Source organism: Gemmatimonadota bacterium, assembly GCA_016720805.1.
Classification (GTDB): domain Bacteria; phylum Gemmatimonadota; class Gemmatimonadetes; order Gemmatimonadales; family GWC2-71-9; genus Palsa-1233.
The window spans coordinates 1,023,735-1,044,644 of record JADKJZ010000014.1 but is presented as its reverse complement, the minus strand read 5'-3'; the positions used below and the strand labels follow the sequence as shown (position 1 = coordinate 1,044,644).

Here is a 20,910-nt window from a genome sequence, read left to right as displayed (position 1 = left end):
CGGACGGGCGTCAGTCACGCTGGCCTGCGCTGCCCTTCGGCAGCCAGCGATCGAAGAGGTCGAGAATGCGCCGATATTCGTCGGTCCAGGAATCGGGGCGCACGAAGCCGTGATCCTCCACCGGATAGACCGCCAGCTCCCAGCGCGTCTTGCCGAGTTCGATGAGCCGCTGCGAGAGGCGGACGATGTCCTGGAACTGCACGTTGGCGTCGACCATGCCGTGCGCCATCAGGAGCGGGTCCTTGAGGCCATCGGCGAAGTAGATCGGCGATGAACGCCGATAGGCCGTGGTGTCGTCCTGCGGCTCGTTGAGGATCTGCGCGGTATAGCCGTGGTTGTAGTGCGCCCAATCGGTGACCGACCGCAGCGCCGCACCGGCGCCGAAGTGGTCGGCCCGCGTGAAGAGCGCCATCAACGTGATGAAGCCGCCGTAGGAGCCGCCGTAGAGACCAACGCGCTCCGGTTCGATCCCCTGCGTCTGCAACCAGCGCGAGGCGTCGACCTGATCCTCGAGATCGCGGCCGCCCATGTGCCGGTAGATCGCCGTGCGCCAGTCCCGACCCTGTCCCGCCGATCCGCGATAGTCGAGGTCGAGGACGATGTACCCCTTCGACGCGAGCAGGTGGTGGAACTGGTATTCGCGCGAATACGTGGACCAGTACTCGTGCACATTCTGCAGATAGCCGGCGCCGTGGACGAAGATCACCGCCGCGCCATTCGACGTTGCCCCCATCTGCTCCGGGCGGTAGATGCGGGCCGGCACCTTGGCGCCGTCGCTCGCCGGGATCTCGATGATCTCCGGCGCGATCCACTTCGCCGCGCGCCACGCCGCCGTCGGCGACGTGGTCAGCCGCGCGGCATTCGCCATCGGCTTGGCGGGCTGCAGGAAGAGCTCGGGGGGCGTGTTACTGCTCGAGGCGACATCGGCCAACCACTTCCCGTCCGGCGAGACCACCACCTGATGCCCGCCCTTCGCAGCCGTGTAGCGCGTCCGCGCCGAGCCGTCCAGCGCCATGGTCCAGAAGTGCCGCTCATAGCGCGAGCCTTCGGAGGTGTGCATCTGGAAGCGCGACCGGTCGGGCGAGATGGCCACGTCGAAGACTTCCCACTGCCCCTGCGTCAGCTGCGTGCGGCCGGTGCCGTCGGCCTTCTGGGTGTAGACGTGCGCCCAGCCATCGGCCTCACTGACCCACCAGAAGCCGAGTGTGCCGGGAAGCCACCCGCCGCAGCCGCTGCACGGTCCACCGACCCACGCGGAATCGCGCAGCGTCTCGATCGGAGTCAGTCGCGCGGAATCGGCGTCGACCCGTGAGATGATGCGCGTGTTGTAGTCGGCGGTGCCGGCCACGATCAGCGCCGATGTGCCGGCGTCGTTCCAGCCCCACGACGTCAGGGTGGAGTACATCCCGCTGCTGTCGCTGGCGATCGGCCGGAGCCAGGTGGCACGCCCCGTCGCCAGGTCGAGCATCGCCATCCGCGACCGACCGATGGCATCGCCGACCTTGCTGCGGCCCGGGCGCTGCTCGACATAGCCCGACGGCGTGATCCACACCGGCATCGTTGTCGCCTGAGTCGTGGCGCTGGTCCCGACGGTGATCAGGGCGTGGCTGCCCCGCGGCGAGAGCCACAGGCCGCGCAACGATTCACCACGCGCCAAGGTGATGGGTCGGAGGCCGGTCGCCCCGGCTTGCCCTGCGCCGCCGCGTCCCGCCCCACCGCGCCCTGCGCCGCCACGGCCACTGGTCGAGTCGCCGAAGGTGCGGTCGCGGATGACTTGAAAGAGGTCGCGCTGATCGCGCTCGAGCTGCGTGCGCTGCGCCGAGGGCGGTGCCGGCCGCCCGGCGCTGTCCCCGGACGTAGGCGCGGGGGCAAGGCGGATGTCGGTGAGTTGTTCGATGTAGCCGTCGGCGAGTCGGAACGCATAGGCGTTGTCGCCCACGCGGTAGAAGATCCGCGCATCATCGGTGGACCAACCGAGGGCCTGCTCCGCCTGCGTCGTACTGGTCAGCTGACGGCGCGCGCCGGTGGCAAGCGTCGCGATCCAGAGGTCGCCGCGGATGGCGAGGAGGCGGCGCTTCCCGTCACGCGAGAGCGGACCCGTCGCGAACAACGGCGCGAATGAATCCACCTGCGCCCGCGTGAGCTTTTCGGGGATGGCCCCCGCTTCGGCGCGGATACGGTAGCTGTCGTTCGTGGCCCGCCAGTCGCTCCCGGGCGGCAACCAGGAGAAGTGGATCCATCGCGAATCCGGCGTCCACTGGATGCCGGCAGGCTCACGCCCCACCGTCTCGGGCCCGCGCATGATCGACGGGATGTCGAGCTGGAACTGCTGGGCCGAGAGCGGCGCAGCGGACACCACGAGGGCGATCAGGGCGAAAGACGGACGCGCTGCCATCCAGACTCCGGAGACGAGGTGTAGAGGATGCGATCATGAAGGCGATTGGGGCGCCCCTGCCAGAACTCGATCTCGGACGGCACCACACGATAGCCGCCCCAGTGGGTCGGCCAGGTGATCGGGGTCGTCTGGAAATGCTTGACCAGTTCACTGACCTTTTCCATCAGGAGCGCACGATCCTCGAGCAGGGCGCTCTGCAGCGACGCCCAGGCGCCGACCTGCGAGCCGACCGGTCGACTGAGGAAATAGGCCATCGACTCGGACGCCGGGATGCGCTCGACGCGGCCCACCACGCGCACCTGTCGCTCCAACTCGCCCCAGTGAAAGGCGAGGGCGGCATGCGGATTGGCATCGAGCTCGCGCGCCTTCCGCGAGCGATAGTCGGTGAAGAAGACAAAGCCCTGCTCCGAGATTCCCTTGAGCAGCACGATCCGCGCACTCGGCCGACCGTCGGCACTCGCCGTGGCGAGCGTCATGGCGTTCGGTTCGAGCAACTTCGCCGCTTCGGCCTCGGTGAACCAGCGCCGAAACTGGGCGTAGGGATCGGGATCGGTATCGACGATGTCCAGGTCGGCGCGCGCGTAGTCACGGCGCAGGTCGGCGAGATTCATGTGGGCAATTCCCGCAGTTGATGCTCTTCGCGGACGATCGTGAAGCCTCGGGCCAGGTAGTTCGGCAATGCCGCCGGGCCGTCGAGGGTACAGGTGTTCAGGATGACGCGGCTCGGCGCCGTCGCCCAGGCCAGCTCGATGGTGCGCTGCAGCAACCAGCGCCCCAGCCCCTGACCGATCGCCTCGGGCACCAGCCCGAAGTACCGAATCTCCATGGCCGAGCCGGATGGCGCCAACTCCGCGTAGCCGAGCTCGACGGGACCACGGCGCGCAATCCAGAGTTGGACGGCGGGTGCATCCATCGCTGCGGCCCAATCTGACGGCGCCCAGGCCAGGCGATCCCGCCACTGCCACGCACCGCCCACGGCGCGATAGAGTCGGGCCGCGGCCTCCGCCGCGTCGGGTGGGGTGACACGCACCAGCGTGACACCAGGAGGGTCTCCATGGGGCGGGGCCGCCGGCGGTGTGCGCATCTCGAGGTAGGTCACGACCACGGGCACCAACCGCGTCATGCCGGCGCCACCACCCCACGACAGGCGCCGAAGCCAATCGGCACGGCCCCCGGCGACTCGCAGCGCCCGGTGATCAGCACTTCGTCGCCGTCCTCGAGGAACTTGCGCGACGTCCCGTCCGGAAGCGTGAGCGGTTCCGCGCCCCGCCACGTCCGCTCCAGCAGGCAGCCACGACTCTCCGCCGCGGGACCAGAGATGGTCCCGCTGCCCAGCAGATCGCCGGGAGTCAGATTGCAGCCGTTGCTGCCGTGGTGCGTCACCAGCTGCGCCGGACTCCAGTACATCGCGTCGGCGAAGTCGACCCGCGACACCACGAATGGCGAGTCGCCGCGCGACTCCATCGCTTCGGTGCGGAGCGCCACCTCGAGCCCGATGTGCCAGGTGCGGTCCCCCGGCACCTGCAGGTACGGCAGCGGAGCCGGGTCGCCAGCGGCGCGTGCCGGCATCGCGGCACGGAAAGGCCGCAACGCGTCGGTCGTCACGACCCACGGCGAAATGGTGCTGGCAAAGTTCTTGGCGAGGAACGGACCGAGGGGCTGGTACTCCCACGCCTGCAGATCACGCGCGGACCAATCGTTGAGCAACACCACGCCGAAGATCCGGTCGGTGGCCGTTGCGCTGGTCACCGGCGTGCCGAGGTCGTTCTCCCCGCCGATCACCAGGGCGACCTCGAGCTCGTAGTCGAGCGAACGCGACGGGCCGAAGGTCGGCGTGTCGGCGTCTGCGGCCTTGGTCTGACCCTGCGGGCGGCGAATCGGCGTACCATCGAGCACGATCGACGACGCGCGCCCATGGTAGCCGATCGGGACCCACTTGTAGTTGGGCAGCAGCGGATTGTCGGGCCGAAACATCGAGCCGACGTTGGTTGCGTGGTGCACGGAGGCGTAGAAGTCGGTGTAATCGCCGATATGCACCGGCAACAACATCTCGACCGCATCCTGCGGCAGCAGCGCGGGCGAGAGTCGCTCCTGCCAGGACGGGTCGGAGAGGGCATCACTCAACGCGAGGCGCACCGCGGTCCACTCGTTCGGACCTGCAGCCGCGAAGTGATTGAGCGGACCGAAGATGATCCGCGTGATGGCATCGATCGAGAGCTCACTCCCCCACCCTGCCTCCACGGCCGTGCGCAGGTGCAGCACCTGATCGCCGATCGCGACGACAATCTCCGGATCTTCCCCCTGGCCATCGATCAGGCCGAAGGGAAGGTTCTGAATCGGAAAGTCAGAGTGCCCATTGGCGGAAGTGACCCACGAGGTGAGGGCCGGATCGTGACTGCGATCGAGATCGGTCATGCCACCTGCTCCGGAAGTCCGAGTTCGTCGACCGGCTCACGGAAGGAACAGGAGCCGAACGAGGTAAAGGCACGCTCACGCGCCCGGGCGAGTTCATCCCACGGGAAGTGGTGGCCGAGCGCACGGATGCCGTCGTCGTCGCGCGCGAACGCCTCGGGACCGACGGCTTCGAGGATGGCCTGCGCCGTCTCACCGTCGCCGCTTCGCAGCAGCAGCGCGGTCGCGAGCAGCAGATTGACGAAGCCATACATCCAGCCGCGCTCTGCCTCGACCGCATACGTCAGGCGATACTCCCCGCGGTAGGGATGATGCAGCCCTGCCGTGGCCTTGAAGCGCACGCCCTGCCCCGTCGCCGCAATGAGGAAAGCGGTCAGCTGGTCGGGGGCGGGAAAGAGATCGGCGGTGGTGCCACCGGTGCGCACCTTGGCAAAGGCACCCGCGCGCCCGATCGCGGCGACGAGTGCACCGTACGGTCCTTCGTGCGGCACTTCGAAGAAGCGCTGATAGGCGGGCGGGATCTGTTCGGCGACCGTGAGCAGTTGTCCGACCGAACTCACCTTGTACTCGAGGGCGTCGACGGTCACCCCGCGACCTTCCCAGGCGGCGCGAAACGCGTTGACACGTGAGAGTTCGTCGGGAAGGTGGACGCCCATGACCGCGGAGACGCGCCAGGGATCGTGCCGTGGGGTAAAGAGCCCCTCGCTCTCGATCGCGGTGCCGAGCTCCTCGAGGCGACTGGCGGCCACGATGAAGCGCCCGAGCATCCAGCGATCGGGGCCGCGCCGCTCGCGGTCATACTCCCGCACCGCGTCGGCCATGCCGAGGGCGGCGGGAGGAAAGAGACCGGCATAATCCACGAGTGACGCGAAGGCAGCGCGCATCGATCCCTCCGGGGGGACGGAACTTCGATGCGCAAATGTAAGCGGAACGATCAACCGAGGTTCAACGCGAAGCGCGGAACCGCTTTACGCGCTCAGTCGCGGGCGTACGCGAGTCGAGGAATCCGGCGGAGTCGGGCGATCCCCTGGGCTCGCAACTGGCAGACCCGGGACTCGGTGACGCCGAGCTCGGTGGCGATCTCGCGGAGCGGCTTCTCCTCCAGGAAGGAGCGCGCCAGCACCAGTCGCTCCCGCTGCGGCAATTCGGCCAATGCCTCGTGGAGCACGCGCTTCCGGTCCGACTCCTCCATGGCGTCCTGGACCGGGTCGCCCTCGGCGTCGCCCAGGCGGTCCGCGAGGCTGTGGCCGCCCGGCTCCCCTTCGAGCGACACCGGACCGATCGTCAGCGTCCGCTCGCGCCACCGGTGGATGGTCTCGTGGTCGACACCCAGATGGCTGGCGATCTCGCCGGTGCTCGGGGCACGGCCAAGTCGCTGTTCACATTCCGCCACTGCGCTGTCGAGCCGGCGGGCGTGGGCGCGGTCGACGCGCGAGAGCGGATCGCGGGCACGGAGCTCATCGAGAATGGCTCCGCGAATCCGACGCATGGCAAAGGTCGAGAAGGCGAGGCCGCGCTCCGGCTCGAAGCCGGCCATCGCCTGCAGCAGCCCGACCGAACCGGCCGAAACCAGCTCTTCGAGGGAGACGGCGTCGCGGACGCGCGGGGCCATCTCACGCGCGGCATGATGGACCAGGCCGAGGTAGCGCCCCAGCAGCTCTCGCCGGGCATCAGCGCAGTTGTCTTTGCGCCACCGCTGCCAGAGGGCATCGGTCGAAGTCTGGTTCGGGCGTTGCGGAGTGGTCATAGGGAAGACTACTGACGCAAAAGCAGGTCCACTTGAACAAAGCAAAGGAAGTGCCACCAACGACCACTGCCGACCGTCGCACGCACGCGACGCTCGGCAGCGGATTCGCCGTCAAATGGCTTTGTGGCGGCCTTCCCGCAGAATCTCAGGGCCGCCGCGCGAGCGACCTGTAGTACTCCTCCACCAGTGCCCGGTACTCCGCCGGCACCTGGCCGCGCGGACCCACCGCCGGCGTGCCTTCCCCGCCATTGGCCCGCCGCCAGAGCGTGAACTCGAAGGTCTTGAGCCCCTCGATCACGGCGGACTGGAGGGCGGTGACCCCCTGCGGTTTGTCGCGGGCGATCTGTGCTTCGAGTTCGCGGAGCGAGGCGATCGCCCGATCGAGCTCACCGACATCGCCCCCCTGGGCCGCCACCTCCCCCCGAAGCGCCTCGGCTTCCTGACGCCGCATGGCAACTTCCCGCCCGAGTTGCCGCGGGGACCCGGCGTCGGCACTGCCGCTCACCGCGCCACCGGGTCCACCCATCCCTCCCATCCCTGTCCGGCCGCCCTGACCCTGGCCACCGCGTTGCCCCTGCCCCTGACCCTGACCCTGCCCCTGCCCCTGCCCCTGCCCCTGGCCCTGGCCTGCCGCGCCTTGTTCCTCCTTGGCCTTGGCCTGCCCCTGCCCTGCCCTGCTTGCCCTTGGCCTTGGCCTTGGCCTTGGCCTTGGCCTTGGCCTTGGCCTTGGCCTTGGCCTTGGCCCTGACCTTGGCCCTGACCCTGACCCTGCCCCTGCCCCTGACCCTGACCCTGACCCTGACCCTGACCTTGGCCCTGACCCTGACCCTGACCTTGGCCCTGACCCTGACCCTGACCCGGCTGCTGCCCGCGGCCGCTGTTCGCCGATCGCTGTTCGCCGTTCGCCGTTCGATTCCGCAATGACTCCATCTCCCGCACCAGGTCCCGCGTCCGCTCGAGCGTCCGTTCCTGACGGCTCGCCTCGGATTCGCGCACGGAGTTCGCCGCGGAAGTGATCTGCTCGCGCACCGCGCCGACCTGCTCGCCCACCTGGGACTCCAGCGCGCGGGCATATTCGGGCGAGCCGGTCCGCACCGTGTTCTTGGTATAGCTCACGGTGCGGGGCAGCGCGGTCTCACGAATTCGTGCTGCCGCCGAGTCGAGTCCGCGCGCCGCCGCCGGCTGATCGCGGCGCACATCGCGGGCAAGCCGTTCCGCTTCCTCGCGCACCTGCTCGAGGCCGCGCGAGAGGGAATCCTTCTGCTGATCCAGGCGCCGGAGCTGCTGCGCACGGTCACTGGGCGCGGCTGCGCCCAATCGGTCGACCCCGCTGGCGATGCGTTCCTGCTGCGCCTCGAGTTGCCGCGCCTTGTCGTCGAGCTGGCGGATATCGTCCGTCACGCTCCGCTGCCGGACACCCTCCGCGCTGCGGGCGGCGTTCCGCAGTCGGTCGAGCGCGGCGTTGCCTTGCCCCGCCGCACCGGTGCTCGCTCGTCGCATCGCGTCGGCGGCTTCCTGCGCTGCACGCGCGGCGTCAGCCAACTCAGGCGACTGCTGTTCGCGCGCCAGACGCTCCAACCGTCGCGCCTCCTCCTCCGCCTGACGAGCCAGCTCCCGCTGGCCGCTCCCGCCACCACTCGAGGCGGCGCCGAGATCGCGGCCGAGTCGTTCGCGCAGGGCAGCCGCCTCACGTTGCTCCCGCTCATTCTGCTGCTGCTGCCGCGCGGCCAGTTCCCGCAACCGCTCGGCCGCACTGTCGACCTGCTGCTGGGTGGTGGTGCTCCGCTGCTGCTGCACCGCCTCGTACTGATTCCGCATCTTGTCGGTGTCGAGCTGGAAGAGATCGGCCAGGTCCTGCTGCTGCCCCCCACCGCCGCCGCCCCCTCCGCCGCCACCACCGCCGCCCTGCTGGCGGCGAATCTCGATGTCACGGAAGACGGCCTGCGCGCGCTGCAGGTGCTGCAGGGCCTTCTGCTCCTCGGCGCTCGCGATTGCCGTTCGTGCCAGGCCCAGCGCTTCCTCGGCCCCCTTCATATGGACGCGGGCGGAGTCGAGCTCGCGCTTGACCGTCGTGAAGGCCGTGTCTTCGCTGGCGAGCTCGCGCGACGCAATCCGTTCGGCAACCGCCGCCACGTCCTGCCGCAACTTCCCCTGGGCTATGGCCAGCGTCGTGAGATTCTCGCGCCGGACACGCGCCGGCGTCTTGGCGCTGTCACGCACCCAGTTGAATGTGCCCGACACGACTTGCCGCTGCCGCGCTGCGAGTTGATCGGGCGTGGCGTTCGCGTCGCCTCCCTCGCCACCGCCTTCGCCACCCTCACCGCCTGCGGCGGCGGCTTCCTCGCCCGCCCGATAGTTCAAGCCGAACGGGCGCACTTCGAGGAAGTAGATGTCGGAGCTGGCCGTTTGTCCGGCGCCATCCCTGACGACTGCGTGATAGGCGATCACATCGCCCGGCACCAGCGTGACCTCCTCGAGGAAGAGGGTGTGCGCCGCGCGCAGATCCACGCCACCGGCCGCTGTTCCTTCGGCCAGCACGATCGCCTGTTCGGCACCGCCGTTGACCTGATAGCGGAGCTCCATCCGCGAGACACCGTAATCGTCGGCGGCGCGCGCCGCGATCGGTACCTCCTCGGTCGACGTGACCTTGATGTCGCGCCCCGGCGTCTCGATGCGCACGCTGGGCGCCCGGTCGTCGAGCTTGGCGATCGCGTACTGGACCGTGCCCGGCACCATGGCGCCATCGGGTGCCATGAGGTCAATGCGATAGAAGCCATCGCGCGTCACGCGAAACTCGCCGACGACCTTGCCGGCGGAATCGACCGTGAGCGGCACCGTTGTACCGTCGTCGAAGCGCAGCGTGCCACCCTTCACCGGCATCGTGACCGTGCCGTGCACGCGGACCGTGGTGCCGATGAGCGCCGCCACATCACCGCCCGACTCGATCACCTCGGGGGGCAGATGGGTGTATCCCGGGAAGCGCAGCTGCAGCGCCACGTTCGACACCGCCGGCAGGTCGACGACGGCGATGCTGAATTCGGCCGACCGGAAACCATCGACCTCGAGGTAATACGTCGTCGGGGTGAGCAGGTCGAAGAGCCGTCCGGCAAAGCCGCTGCCGGTGGAGTCGCGCTGCATCGGTGCGCGCAACCACTCGGTGGTGCTGTCGGCACGGAAGACGATCTCGGCCTCGGCGGCGGTGAAGCCGCGCAACACGCCGCGCACGTCGAGCGCGGCACCGCGCGGGACGGTGATATCGCCTGGCGTGACCGACACCGCGAAGACCGGTTGGGACGCCGAGGCGGTCCAGGGCACAAAGAGCAGACGAGCGGCATCTCGCACCGCCCCGGGGCCAGCCAGCACCAGCACCAGGCCGATGGCGGTCGCCCCGGCCAGCACCGCACCGGCGCGACGAGCCCGCGGCCGCTCCAGCGCGGCGCCCTGCTCCAGCTCGGCGACCGCGGCCGTGGCCTGACCAATCACCTTCGCCGAGAGGCCAGCGGATGAGCGGTCCGCGGGCGGGCGCTCCAATTCGTGGACGGCACTGAGCAGGGTCTGCCGAAGGTGCGGCGCGCGTTCCTCGACATAGAGTGCAATGCGTTCGTCGCTCACGGCGCCGAGCAACGGGTAGACCAGGAAGCGGACGGCGGCGGCGGCAATGAGCACGTACCCGATCACGCGCACGGCAATGGTGGTGTCGTTGCCCGGCCCCATCAGGCTGCGCACGACGGCACCCACGATCAACGCCAGCAGGACCGCCGCGACCGTCGCCGTCACCCCTTCCAGCAGGAGTCGCCGACGACGATGCCCACGGACCCGCGAAACGGCGGTGCGCAGGGCGTCGTCTCGCGTGGCGCTGTCACTGGTGAGGTCGGTCATGTGGCAGGTCCTCCAGGGGGAGACTCAACCGCGAGCCGCGTGGCGGTACCCCGCCACCCGCGACTGCCCAGCAATGATTCGATCACGAGCACGGCACCAACGATCAACAAAAGGATGCGCCAGAGTCGTTGCCGGGTTTCCACCTCGGCGATCGGCGGGATCTCGGCGGCCGAGGGATCGCTGGCCTCCTCGCGAATGCCGAGCAACAGTTCACTGGCTGGGGACGCCGTCAGATCAGATTCCCGGATCGGGAAATTCACCGCGACGGTGGCGATCGGGTCGCCAACGGCCCGTTCCCGATAGGCACGGTAGAAGCCGAGCGCTTCGAGGTCGGCGGCACCGCGAGTGGCACCCGAGTCCGGACGAAGGAGTGCGCCGGAAGGTGTCGCAATCACCAGATCGGCAACTGGGCCGACCGGGCGCCACCCTTCACCGGTGGTACGCCACAGGGGCTGCGGCTCGTAGCCGGCGGTGTGGAGCGCCAGGCGCCGTACGAACGGAAGGTAGGCCGCCTGCAGCGGGAAGTCGCCTCCCCGGGCATCGAGCGGGATCGCGCTCAGCAGGAGGCGCCCGCTGCCCTCCACACGTTCCAGCAACGCCGGGAGGCCGTCGTCGAAGCGAGCCAGCACGACGCTGCCGCTGTCGGGCGCCAACTGGGCATAGCGAATGAAGCGTGCGCTGCCGAGGGCGGCGCTGGATCCACCGCGGAACGGCGCGAAGATCGGATGCTCGAGCGCGACGTCACCGATCGTCCCACCGCGCTCGGCGAGGCGATCGATCTCGCCCGTCACGCGCCCGGGCAACTGGCCCGGCTGAGCCCGCACGGTCCGGAGCCGAGGCCCCGCCACGACGACGGCGCCATGGCCGGCACGGATCCAGTTTCGGAATGCATCACTCGTCGGCGGCAAGACATCGAGGAAGATCACGAGCCCGGCAGCGGCGAGGCGCGGCGCATCGAGCGTGCCGGCCGTGCCGCGCTCGACAACGAACGCGGGGTCGCTGCCGATGGCGAGGGCGCGCTCGAGGAAGAGCGTCGATTCGGGGGCCAGATCGCCGGCGCCGACCAGCAGGATGCGCTGCGACGCTTCGGCGGGGACGACGGCGTGAAAGCTGTCGTCCGCCGTGAGCGCATCCGGATCGAGCGCGACCGAGACCTGTGCCTCTCCGGGGGGGAGCGCCACCGGGTCGAACGCCACGGTGCGGAGTCCGCTGACCGGGAGCTCCACGGTCCGCGTGCCTGCCTCGCGATTGTTCACGGTGAGCGTGACAGTCGCCCGTCGCGCAGAAATCAGCGCGTTGCTGCGCACATCGGCGGAGACCGCAATCCGCCCAGCGGCCCCGCCGCCGAGCCGCTGCACCGACAACGCCGTCACGGAGGTGTTGGCCGCCGATGGCGCCGCGACCACGATACCGCGGACGGCGAGGCCCTTGGGGAGGGCAAGATCGGTGAGGCCACCGGTCCCGACGCGCTGGAGGTCGGAGACGACAAGCACTTCAGCGCTCGGCAGGTTGGCGGCCGCCATCTGCTGTCGTGCGGCGCGGAGCGCGGCGGCGAAGCGCGTTCCCCGGGCGCCTGGACGCACGGTGCCGAGGGCGGCGAGCGCCGCGGCGTGGTCAGTCGTGAGCGGCTGGATCACGCTGGCATCGTCGTCGAAGGCAATCACGGCGATTCGGTCACCGGCCTTCAGCGCGCGGAGGATGGCGCGGGCCGAATCCATCGCCACCGGCCAGACGGCGGTGTGCCCCATGCTCATCGAGCGATCCAGCGCGAGAATCACCACCCGCTCTGGCGCGGCGCCCAGCGCCTTCCCGGCGCGCTGGAAGACGGGACGCGCGAAGGCCAGCACCGCGAGTGCGACGGCGAGTGCCCGGAGCAGCAGCAGCGGCAAGTCGGTCACCCGCCGACGATGCGACGTCTCGATCGCGATCCGGCGCAGGAACATCAACGAGGGGAAGCGGAGCGGCTTCTCCTTGTCGCGCTGGCGCAGGTGCAGCAACAGCGGCACGGCCAGCGCGGCGAGTCCGGCGAGGAAGGCGGGGACGAGGAAGGAGAACGGCATCAGCGGACCTTCGTCCCCATCAGGCGGCGATCGAGAAACGCGCGCAGCGCGCCGTCGAGTGGCTGCTCGGTGCCGACCGCCTGATAGTCGACATTGGCAGCCGCCAGCCCGCGGCTGAGCGCTGCGGCGTGCTCGACCACCATGGCACGGTAGCGATCGCGCAACTCCTCCGGCTTGAGCGGCAGGCGGATGCCGGTCTCGGCATCTTCGAACGTGCCCGGCGCACCGTAGGGGAGGTCGCGCTCGGCTGGATCGGTGAGATGGAACACCATCACGTCATGGCCGCGGCTGCGCAGGCCGCCCACGGCACGACAGAGTGCGGCCGGTTCCTCGTAGCAGTCAGAGATCAGCACCACCATCCCGGAGCGTCCGCGCATCTGCGCGACCTTCTCGAGGACACGCGGCAAGCGCCCCTCACCGGCCGCGGTGCTCGCGGCGACGGTATGGAGCAGGAGATTGAGATGTCGGGTCGACGGCGGGACGACGTCGACCATCTCCTCGCGGACTGTCACCAGACCGACCCGATCACCCTGCCGTTGCGCCAGCCAGGCCAGCGACGCCGTCAGGTAGCGCGCGTAATCGAACTTGGTGAGCCGTCCACTCGCGAAGTCCATCGATCCCGAGCTGTCCAGCACCAGCATGACATCGGCGTTGGTATCGGCCTCGTAGGTCTTGAGGTAGAAGCGATCGGTGCGCCCATAGACACGCCAATCGATCCGCCGCAGATCGTCCCCGGGTTGATACGGACGATGCTCGGCGAAATCGAGCGAGGTTCCCGTGCGTACGGAGCGATGCAGGCCGTGCAGGAAGCCGTCCACCACCGTCCGGGCGAGGAGGGAGAGATCGCTGATCCCGGCGAGCAGCGCGGGATCGAGGAAGGCGGCGGGGGCGATGCCGCTCACGCCGGACTCAGAGCCCCGACCGTGGCATCGGCGCGACCTCGAGGAGGCGATCCACCAAATGGTCCGTCGTCACCTTCTCCGACTGCGCCTGGAAGTTCCGCAACAACCGGTGGCGGAAGACCGGGCGGGCCAGCGCGCGAATGTCGTCAAACGACACGTGCGCCCGACCCTGCACCAGTGCGCGCGCCTTGCCACCGAGCACCAGCGCCTGCGCCGCGCGCACCGAGGCGCCGTACGCCAACCACTGCCGCACGAAGTCCGGCGCGCCATCCACCGGGCGACTCAGGCGCACAAGCTTGACCGCATAGCGGACCACGGCATCGGCGACGGGCACGCGGCGGACGAGCCGCTGGAAGGCGAGGATCTCGTCGCGCGAGACGACGGGGTTGATCGCCTCCGGCGGGACGGTCGTCGTCGCCTGCACCACGGCGACCTCTTCCTCCTCGGGGAGGTAGTCCAGCAGCACCTCGAACATGAAGCGATCGAGCTGCGCCTCGGGGAGCGGATAGGTCCCCTCGAGCTCGATCGGATTCTGCGTCGCGAAGACGAAGAATGGCGGCTCGAGCGGATAGGTCTTCCCCTGCACCGTCACGCGGCGTTCCTGCATCGCCTCCAGCAGCGCGGCCTGCGTCTTCGGCGGCGTGCGGTTGATTTCATCGGCAAGCACGACGTTCGCGAAGATCGGGCCGGGAAGAAAGGCGAGCTTGCGCCGCCCGGTTTCCGGGTCGTCGGTGATCATGTCCGTGCCGGTCACGTCGCTCGGCATCAGGTCCGGCGTGAACTGGATCCGCGAGAAGCGCAGGTCGAGCGCCCGCGAGAGCGAGTGAATCAGCAGCGTCTTGGCGAGCCCCGGGACGCCGACGAGGAGGCAGTTGCCGCCGGCGAAGAGCGCGATGAGCGCCTGCTCCACCACGGCATCCTGGCCGACGATCACCTTCCGCAATTCGGTGGTGATCCGGCGGCTGGCGTCGGCGAGTCGCTCGGCGAGGGCGCCATCGTCGAGGCCGTCCAATGCGCTGGAGGAAGGGGTGTTGGTCACGCCGGGGCCTCTGTCAGTGAGTGAAGGAGTAGATCACGTAGTTGATGCCGAGCTTGAAGGCATCGCCGGTGGGCAGCGGGTCGCGGCCGGTGAAGGACCACTCCCACCGCTCCGAGATGTCGTAGTTGTAGTTGACCACCATCATCAACCGCTTGGCGGGGTCGTTGTCCTGGAAGATGCCGTACAGTTCCGGCGTGCCGCCCCGACCGAACGGCTCGCCGAACGACAGATCGGTGATCTGGTAGAAGCTGTCGAAGAGTGGATGACTGACCTCAAGCCGAATACGTCGCGCGCCCGGCAGCACCCGCGCCAGCTGTCGATCGAAGTTGTCGAGCGCCTGGGGGCCACGGAAGTCGTCGACGATCACGAAGCCGCCCTTGACCAGATAGCTCCGCAGTCCGACCACTTCGGCCTCGGTGGGCACCCACGCCCCGACCTCGCAGAGATACGCCACCGGAAAACGATGCAGGAGTGGATCGTCGGCGGTGTAGACCACGCTGCCATCGATCCGCGCCTTGATCGTGCTCAGCTCCGAGAGGATCTGCGGGAAGGTTCGATCCGAACGTGGATAGTCGTGGTTCCACATCGGATCGAAGCGGCCACGGAAGCCACCGCCCATGTCGGCCGCGGTGTACTTGATGCGGGCATACGTGAAGCGGCCGTCATACGGAACGTTGTTGATCTCGGTCGGATACCCCATGCCGCGCTGCGCCGGCAGGGCGGTGGCGCCGGCGAGCAGCAGGGCCCCGCCGAGCAGTCTGTGCCAGATCGATCGGGTCATCACTTTCCTCCTCGCAGGTCGAGCAGGAGTTCCTGGGCCTTCTCGAAACCGGGGGCTTCTTCAAGGATGCGCAAGAGCTCGGTGCGGGCAGCGGCAGTATCGCCGGCGCGCTGCAGCGCCTTCGCCAGCTGGTACCTGGCTTCCAACGGATTCGGCGGCCGAAGGGCAACAACCGCACGGCGCTCCTGGACGGCCACCGCGAAGCGGCCGGACTGATCCGCCAAGCGCGCGAGCCATTCGTGGCGACTGATATCCCGTGGCGCAATCCACAGGGCGCGCTGCACCGCGTCGGCGGCACCGGCGGGATTGCCCAGCTGCTCAAGCACCGTCGCCTGCAGCAGGTTGGGCTCGAGCGCGGTCTCGCCGTGCGACGTGATGCGTGCCAGCAGCGGCAACGCGTCGTTCGGACGGCCGGTCGTCGCGTAGTGCTTCGCCAACGGCCAGGCCGGACCATCAGCCGCGGGGTACCCCGGGAAGAGTCGCTCTGCTTCGGCCAGCTTCGCCACACCGGCTTCGGCCTGCCCCGCCGCGAGGAGCGCCGTGCCGTCGCGAACCGCGATGCGAATCGGGTTGGGCACCGGCGCTCCAGCCGTCGGCGTGCCGATCGCCGCGAGCGGCACCGCGTAGCGTGACCTGAGCCACTGGTCGAAGTGCGCGTCGAAGGCAGGCGGCGTCAGTTGGACGGTCCGCTGCAGCACCGTCGCCATGTCCCAGCCACGCGCGAAGCCGGTGAGCATCGCCCGCAGCGCCCCAATGCCGTGCTCGGCCTCGATCATCTCGCAGACCAGCGACGCCTGCAGGTAACTGTCGCCGATCTGTTCCGGATAGGTCGGCCGCACGAGTCCCTCGTTGATCCGGCTGACCGGGAGCAACTTCCCCGCGGCGACGGTCTCAAGGAAGGAGAGCGAGACGTCCATCCCCCAGCCATGCCCGGTGCGCCGCTCCTCGAGGACCGAGAGACCCTCGGAGATCCAGCGCGGGACACGATTGTCGGAGAGGCCGAGGGTGAAGGTGTGCGTGAGCTCGTGCCACGCGGTCGAGGCATAGTTGAACTCGCCAGCTGGGCGAGCAGCCGGGGCGTCCATCGCGAGCACCGTCCCGAACGAGACACCGAGCGCGCCGATGCCGGCCAACCCCACGGTGCGGACCGAGAAGTCGGCATGCCGATCGAACAGCTCCAGACGGATCGGCGTCGGGGGACGATAGCCATATCGCACGGCGAGCGAGTCGTAGGCCGTCTCAAGCAGCGGGATCAGGTACAGCGACAGCAAATCCGCCTCGGCCGCCGGCATCACCACTTCGAAGCGGGCGCTTCGCACGGTGCGAAAACCATCGAGGCGATCGAGCAGGTCGAGCGTGTTCTTGTGCCAGAGGTTGAACGGGTCGAGGGCGAACGCCCGGCTCAGCGATTGCCGAGCATCGGCCATTGCCCCGAGGCGCAGCTGGTTGGTGCCGAGAACGCCAAGCACTCGAGGTGCCAGCGAATCCAGTGCGGCACCCTGCCGGGCAAATCGCGCAGCGTCGCCATAGCGCCGGACCCTGGCCGCCGTCTCGGCGAGCTCGGCGTAGAAATCGGACGCGGTCGGATTGATCGCGAGGGCGCGCTGTTCGGCCGCCCGCCACGCGGTGGTGTCCCCACGCAGCCAGGCGATCGCCGCGCGGGTGGCCCAGGCCGCCATCGCCGACGAATCGACAGCCAGCGCCCGTGCGACCGCCGCGGAGGCAGAGTCGTACGCCTCGGCCTCGAGGTGCAGGCGTGCGAGGAGCAGCTCCGCCGGCACCAGCTGCGGATTGCTGACCAACGCGGCACGCGCTGCCATCAGCGCCTTCGCGTCGCCGGTGAACGCCATCACCTTCGCCAGGCCGAGGCGGGCACGCGCGTTGGTGCTGTCGCGCTGGAGCACCGCGCGGTACTCGGCTTCGGCATCGGGCGCGTTGTACTTGTCGAGGAAGAGGTCGGCTACCCGGAGCGATGCGTCAGGGTCCGCCGGATCGGCCTTGGCGGCGGCGTCAAAGGCAGCGAGGGCACTGCGGACCGTGGCCGCATCGCCGCCGAGGAGGGCATATGCTCGGCCCGCGGCGACCCGATCCGAGACGCTCCATTCGGCGGCGCGTTGCGCGTAGGCCTGGGTCACGAGCTGCGCCAACTGCATCGCGGCGGCGCGGTCGCCACGACGCAGTGCGATTTCGGCGCGGCCGACCTCGGCCACGCGCGACGCAGCACCGGCCGCCGCGAAGACCGAGTCGGCCGACGCCAGCCGACCTCGCAGCACGAGCACCTCGCCCAGCGCGACCTGGGTTGCTGCACCACCGCTCCGGGCAAGCGCTTCCGCCGCTTCGAGCCGCCCCGTCTCCACCAACCGCCGCACGCCGGCCGCTGTGGGCTGCTGGGCGAGGAGCGCCGCAGGCGCACCGGCAAGCAGGACCAACCCGAGGAGGCGCTTCACGGCGTGCCTCCCTGTTGGATCAGGCGAATCGCGCGCGTCCGCTTGGCGATCTCGAGCAGGAGATTCTCGAGGTCCCGTTCGTAGGCGGTGGAGTCGGTCGACGCCTTCCGCGCCCGCAACCCGGCCAGCTGCGACTCGAGCGCACGTCGCTCGGCCATCAGTGCGACGATCCGTGGGTCGGTGCTCTCGGCACGCCGCTGGAAGGTGATGCGACCTGCCAGCGCGCCGTCGAGCGAGGAGGCGACACCGGGATCGGCGCTGCCGACCTTGTCGCCATTGTCGTCGAGCTGGGCATGTTCGGTCAGCAGCTTCTTGTCATCGTCGTAGGCGCGCACGACGGCGGACTTCGCAAATCGATACGCTTCAAGCGCCGAGACCGCGCCATCCTTGTCGGCATCGGCGTCGCCGCTGGAGAGCGCACGGGCGATGCGGGATGCGAAGATCGAGGCGTTGCGCTCGCTGGGGCTCTTGGTTGCGGTCATGACCACGCGATTCGTCCCGGACAGCTGCGGCAGGAAATCGCCGCTGCCGCTGGCCGCCACGATCGCCACCACGGTCTGCTGGGCAAAGCCCGAGAGCCAGAGATTCCACTCTGCGGCCGTCGGATCCGGTCCGGGGAGGTTCACTCGGGACTCCGCCCCCTCGCCACTGCCGTGTCCGATCACCACCACGAGGAGCACGTCACCAGCTGCCACGCGCCGGGAGAGGCGCATCACCGCCGCCCCGATCTCCTCTCGTGTCGAACGGCCACTGATCCGGGCCGAGTCGTCAGCTGGCCGTTCTGCGAGGAAGATCAGCGACGAGTCGGCCACACCCCATCGGGTCCGCGCCGTCGCGTGGATCTGCGTCGCAGCCTCGACGAAGGCGCGCCCCTCTGCCGGCTCGCCACCCAGCCCAGTCACCAGCAGCACATGCACGCGGCCATCCTGCGCACCGAGCGGCGCCACAGTCGCCAGCAGGAGCAGCAAGGCGAGGCGCATCACGACAGCCCCCAGCGACGGCGCAGGCCCCACTCGGCCACGAGCAGCGCCAGCAGTGCGAAGAAGACGATCGGTGCGTCCCACAGGTCGCGCGCGTCGCGCACGGTGATGCCGCTCTCGGTGAGTTGCACATCGTCGACGAGCTTCTCCGCATCGGCCAGCGGGTAATAGCGGCCCCCGGTTTCCTCCGCGATCTGCCGCAGCAAGGGTGTGCGCAGTTCCGCGCGCTCCATGTCGACGCCCAGGGTGTCGGCGAGCAGGATCTGTGGTGCCGCGAAGGTCGTGTCGGTGAAGCGTCGTGCCGCGGTCGAAAGGGAATAGGGGCCGGCGTCCGTCGCGGTGAACCGGCCCAGATACGTCCCCTCTTCGCGCGGCACGCGATCGAGGGTCAGGTCATACGGCTCGCCGATCGGTGGCGTCACCGTGACCACGACGCTCGCATCGTTGACATCACCGAACGTCTCGTCGGCCACGCGCGCGCGCACTGTCACGAGCTCGCCGGGGCCGACGCGTTCGGGAATGGTGGCCACTTCGACCTGGTCCGGTACTTCGTCGAGCAGGCCACGCAACGTCTGCCGCCAGAAGGTGGCATGCGCCATGTCTTCCAGCGGCGCCTTCGGATCCATCCGCCAGAGCCACGAGTCCTGCAGCGCGAGCACCGCGCTGATGCCCCGGCCGTAGCGCTGCGTGGCGAAGACGGGTCGCGCAGGACCACCACCGGCCGGCATCCCCTCCAGCCACAGGGTCGCCCCCGGGCGAAGCGGGCCGAGACGATTCACCGTCGTCGCCGGCGGGAGCGCCGCCCAGCGGGCCTGATTGGCCGTCCGTGTCGCGGCGAGTTGCAGCATCGGCTGACCGACCCCTGCCGCGGTGGGGCGCACGGCGAGTTCGGCAAAGCTCGGGTCGCTCCCGCTGGCCTGCAGCGCAAACGGCAGCACTTCATCGACCGGCGTCCCGGCGTAGCCGCCTTCACCGAGCGTGCCGCGACCGCCGAGCATCAACAGCCCACCACCGCGCTGCGAGACGAAGTCGGCCAGCATCCGCAGCTGGTCGCCGCTGAAGAAGGCCGCCTCGATGTTGCCTAGCACGACGGCGCGGTAGCGGAAGAGCTCAGCGCGGCGCACGGGGAAGCCGCTGGAGAGATCGAGCGAGTCGTCGACCCCGAGCCGGAGGTATTTCCCCTCCGCGCTCCGCAGGATCGCCACAAGCTGGAGGGCACTGTCCTCGGCGACCGCGCGGCGGAGGAAGGCGAACTCGGGCCGCGGTTCGCCGTCGAGATAGAGCACCTTCTCCCGACCAGGCCGAACCCGCAGTACGCCCTGGGCCTCGTTGTTCTCGAGAATCGCCTCGCCGGCGAGTGGCGTCGCGATGACGCGAATCAGGTGCGTCCCCTTCGGCAGCGGCGGAATCCGGAGTGGGACTGAGACGGCTTCGCGCTTGTCACGCAGCGTCGTCGTCTCCTGGTGCACCACGCGGCCATCGGCCTCGACCGTCAGCTTCACGTCAACGCCATCGAAGCCCCGCACGCCGAGGGTCACGTCGGCGACGGCCGCCCCGCCCTCGAGGACCGAGCGTGGCAGCGAGACGCGATCGACGGCGATGTCCCGCGCAAAGCGTTCCGTGCCGACGCCGACGGTGTAGAGCGGGACGCGGCGGACCCGGTAGCCGAGCAGCGGCGGCTCCAGGTCGGAGGCGGTGTTGTCGGCGCCGTCGCTCACGACCACCACGCCGGCGAGCGGCACGTCGGCGAGTTCCTGCCGAACCGACTCGAGCGAGGTCGCGAGGTCGGTGCGCGTCCCCGTGGCGGACCACGCCGCGCGATCGGTCAGCGGTGTGGCGGTGGCGCTGAAGCGGAAGAAACGAAGCGCGAAGCGTTCACTGAGGCGCCGGACCAGTGCGGCCGAATCGGCAAAGACGCGGCGCGCAGCATCGACCCGGCGGGTGGAGTCGGCATCGGCAATGCGCATGCTGCGCGAATCGTCGACGAGGATGGCCAGTACGTTGCGCTGCGGCACGGCCCGCGAGACGATCACAGCGGGCCGGAGGAGGCAGGCGATCACCAGCAGCAGCGCCAGGGCGCGCAGCGTGCCAAGGGTCATCCGTTCCGCCAGCGAAGGCCCGCGCAACCGCCGGGCGGCGAACACCGCCAGCAGTACGGCCAGCACCGCCAGCATGGCCAGGACCCACGGCGCGACGACCGGCGCCACGACCAACTCCCCCCGCGCGAAGAGGCGCGGGGGATACTTGAAGAGGAAGGTGCTGATCGAC

15 protein-coding genes are annotated in these 20,910 nt (G+C 69.4%); all 15 read right to left on the bottom strand.

Annotation, left to right across the window (positions count from 1 at the left end):
• Positions 1-10 precede the first annotated feature (10 nt).
• Positions 11-2,395, bottom strand: a complete 2,385-nt coding sequence (locus tag IPP98_15080) for a prolyl oligopeptidase family serine peptidase (protein MBL0180419.1) — start codon at positions 2,393-2,395, stop codon at positions 11-13.
• Positions 2,368-3,006, bottom strand: a complete 639-nt coding sequence (pdxH, locus tag IPP98_15075; protein MBL0180418.1) for a pyridoxamine 5'-phosphate oxidase — start codon at positions 3,004-3,006, stop codon at positions 2,368-2,370. The genes IPP98_15080 and pdxH overlap by 28 nt, the downstream gene beginning before the upstream one ends.
• Complete coding sequence (locus IPP98_15070; GenBank protein MBL0180417.1) at positions 3,003-3,518, bottom strand: GNAT family N-acetyltransferase; 516 nt, start codon at positions 3,516-3,518, stop codon at positions 3,003-3,005. Before IPP98_15070 ends, pdxH begins: the two co-directional genes overlap by 4 nt.
• Positions 3,515-4,810, bottom strand: coding sequence for a fumarylacetoacetase (gene fahA / locus IPP98_15065; protein ID MBL0180416.1), 1,296 nt, complete (start codon positions 4,808-4,810; stop codon positions 3,515-3,517). Before fahA ends, IPP98_15070 begins: the two co-directional genes overlap by 4 nt.
• Positions 4,807-5,691 (bottom strand): hypothetical protein, encoded by an 885-nt coding sequence (locus IPP98_15060; GenBank protein ID MBL0180415.1) that lies wholly within the window; start codon positions 5,689-5,691, stop codon positions 4,807-4,809. Before IPP98_15060 ends, fahA begins: the two co-directional genes overlap by 4 nt.
• Positions 5,692-5,783: 92 nt before the next feature.
• Positions 5,784-6,554, bottom strand: coding sequence for a sigma-70 family RNA polymerase sigma factor (locus tag IPP98_15055; protein ID MBL0180414.1), 771 nt, complete (start codon positions 6,552-6,554; stop codon positions 5,784-5,786).
• A 145-nt stretch (positions 6,555-6,699) separates the two neighbouring features.
• A complete protein-coding gene (locus tag IPP98_15050; GenBank protein ID MBL0180413.1) occupies positions 6,700-7,005 on the bottom strand; it encodes a hypothetical protein in 306 nt (101 codons plus the stop codon).
• 50 nt (positions 7,006-7,055) lie between these two features.
• A complete protein-coding gene (locus IPP98_15045; GenBank protein MBL0180412.1) occupies positions 7,056-10,433 on the bottom strand; it encodes a hypothetical protein in 3,378 nt (1,125 codons plus the stop codon).
• Positions 10,430-12,493 carry a VWA domain-containing protein gene (locus IPP98_15040; GenBank protein ID MBL0180411.1) on the bottom strand — a complete coding sequence of 688 codons (2,064 nt, stop codon included), beginning with the start codon at positions 12,491-12,493 and terminating at the stop codon, positions 10,430-10,432. Before IPP98_15040 ends, IPP98_15045 begins: the two co-directional genes overlap by 4 nt.
• The gene (locus IPP98_15035; protein MBL0180410.1) at positions 12,493-13,395 is read right to left on the bottom strand and encodes a DUF58 domain-containing protein; all 903 of its coding nucleotides are present in this window, start codon (positions 13,393-13,395) and stop codon (positions 12,493-12,495) included. Before IPP98_15035 ends, IPP98_15040 begins: the two co-directional genes overlap by 1 nt.
• 7 nt (positions 13,396-13,402) lie before the next feature.
• A complete protein-coding gene (locus tag IPP98_15030; GenBank protein MBL0180409.1) occupies positions 13,403-14,407 on the bottom strand; it encodes a MoxR family ATPase in 1,005 nt (334 codons plus the stop codon).
• Between the two features lie 40 nt (positions 14,408-14,447).
• On the bottom strand, positions 14,448-15,215 hold the full coding sequence (locus tag IPP98_15025; protein MBL0180408.1) for a DUF4159 domain-containing protein: 768 nt from the start codon (positions 15,213-15,215) through the stop codon (positions 14,448-14,450).
• On the bottom strand, positions 15,215-17,662 hold the full coding sequence (locus IPP98_15020; protein MBL0180407.1) for a hypothetical protein: 2,448 nt from the start codon (positions 17,660-17,662) through the stop codon (positions 15,215-15,217). Before IPP98_15020 ends, IPP98_15025 begins: the two co-directional genes overlap by 1 nt.
• Positions 17,659-18,645 carry a hypothetical protein gene (locus IPP98_15015; GenBank protein MBL0180406.1) on the bottom strand — a complete coding sequence of 329 codons (987 nt, stop codon included), beginning with the start codon at positions 18,643-18,645 and terminating at the stop codon, positions 17,659-17,661. Before IPP98_15015 ends, IPP98_15020 begins: the two co-directional genes overlap by 4 nt.
• Complete coding sequence (locus IPP98_15010; GenBank protein MBL0180405.1) at positions 18,642-20,849, bottom strand: VWA domain-containing protein; 2,208 nt, start codon at positions 20,847-20,849, stop codon at positions 18,642-18,644. The genes IPP98_15015 and IPP98_15010 overlap by 4 nt, the downstream gene beginning before the upstream one ends.
• Between the last annotated feature and the right edge of the window lie 61 nt (positions 20,850-20,910).

Coding starts and splice junctions, on each gene's coding strand:
- IPP98_15025 (MBL0180408.1), bottom strand. CDS start 15,215: ATGACCCGATCGATCTGGCACAGACTGCTCGGCGGGGCCCTGCTGCTC.
- IPP98_15050 (MBL0180413.1), bottom strand. CDS start 7,005: ATGCGGCGTCAGGAAGCCGAGGCGCTTCGGGGGGAGGTGGCGGCCCAG.
- fahA (MBL0180416.1), bottom strand. CDS start 4,810: ATGACCGATCTCGATCGCAGTCACGATCCGGCCCTCACCTCGTGGGTC.
- IPP98_15070 (MBL0180417.1), bottom strand. CDS start 3,518: ATGACGCGGTTGGTGCCCGTGGTCGTGACCTACCTCGAGATGCGCACA.
- IPP98_15045 (MBL0180412.1), bottom strand. CDS start 10,433: ATGACCGACCTCACCAGTGACAGCGCCACGCGAGACGACGCCCTGCGC.
- IPP98_15060 (MBL0180415.1), bottom strand. CDS start 5,691: ATGCGCGCTGCCTTCGCGTCACTCGTGGATTATGCCGGTCTCTTTCCT.
- IPP98_15055 (MBL0180414.1), bottom strand. CDS start 6,554: ATGACCACTCCGCAACGCCCGAACCAGACTTCGACCGATGCCCTCTGG.
- IPP98_15080 (MBL0180419.1), bottom strand. CDS start 2,395: ATGGCAGCGCGTCCGTCTTTCGCCCTGATCGCCCTCGTGGTGTCCGCT.
- pdxH (MBL0180418.1), bottom strand. CDS start 3,006: ATGAATCTCGCCGACCTGCGCCGTGACTACGCGCGCGCCGACCTGGAC.
- IPP98_15040 (MBL0180411.1), bottom strand. CDS start 12,493: ATGCCGTTCTCCTTCCTCGTCCCCGCCTTCCTCGCCGGACTCGCCGCG.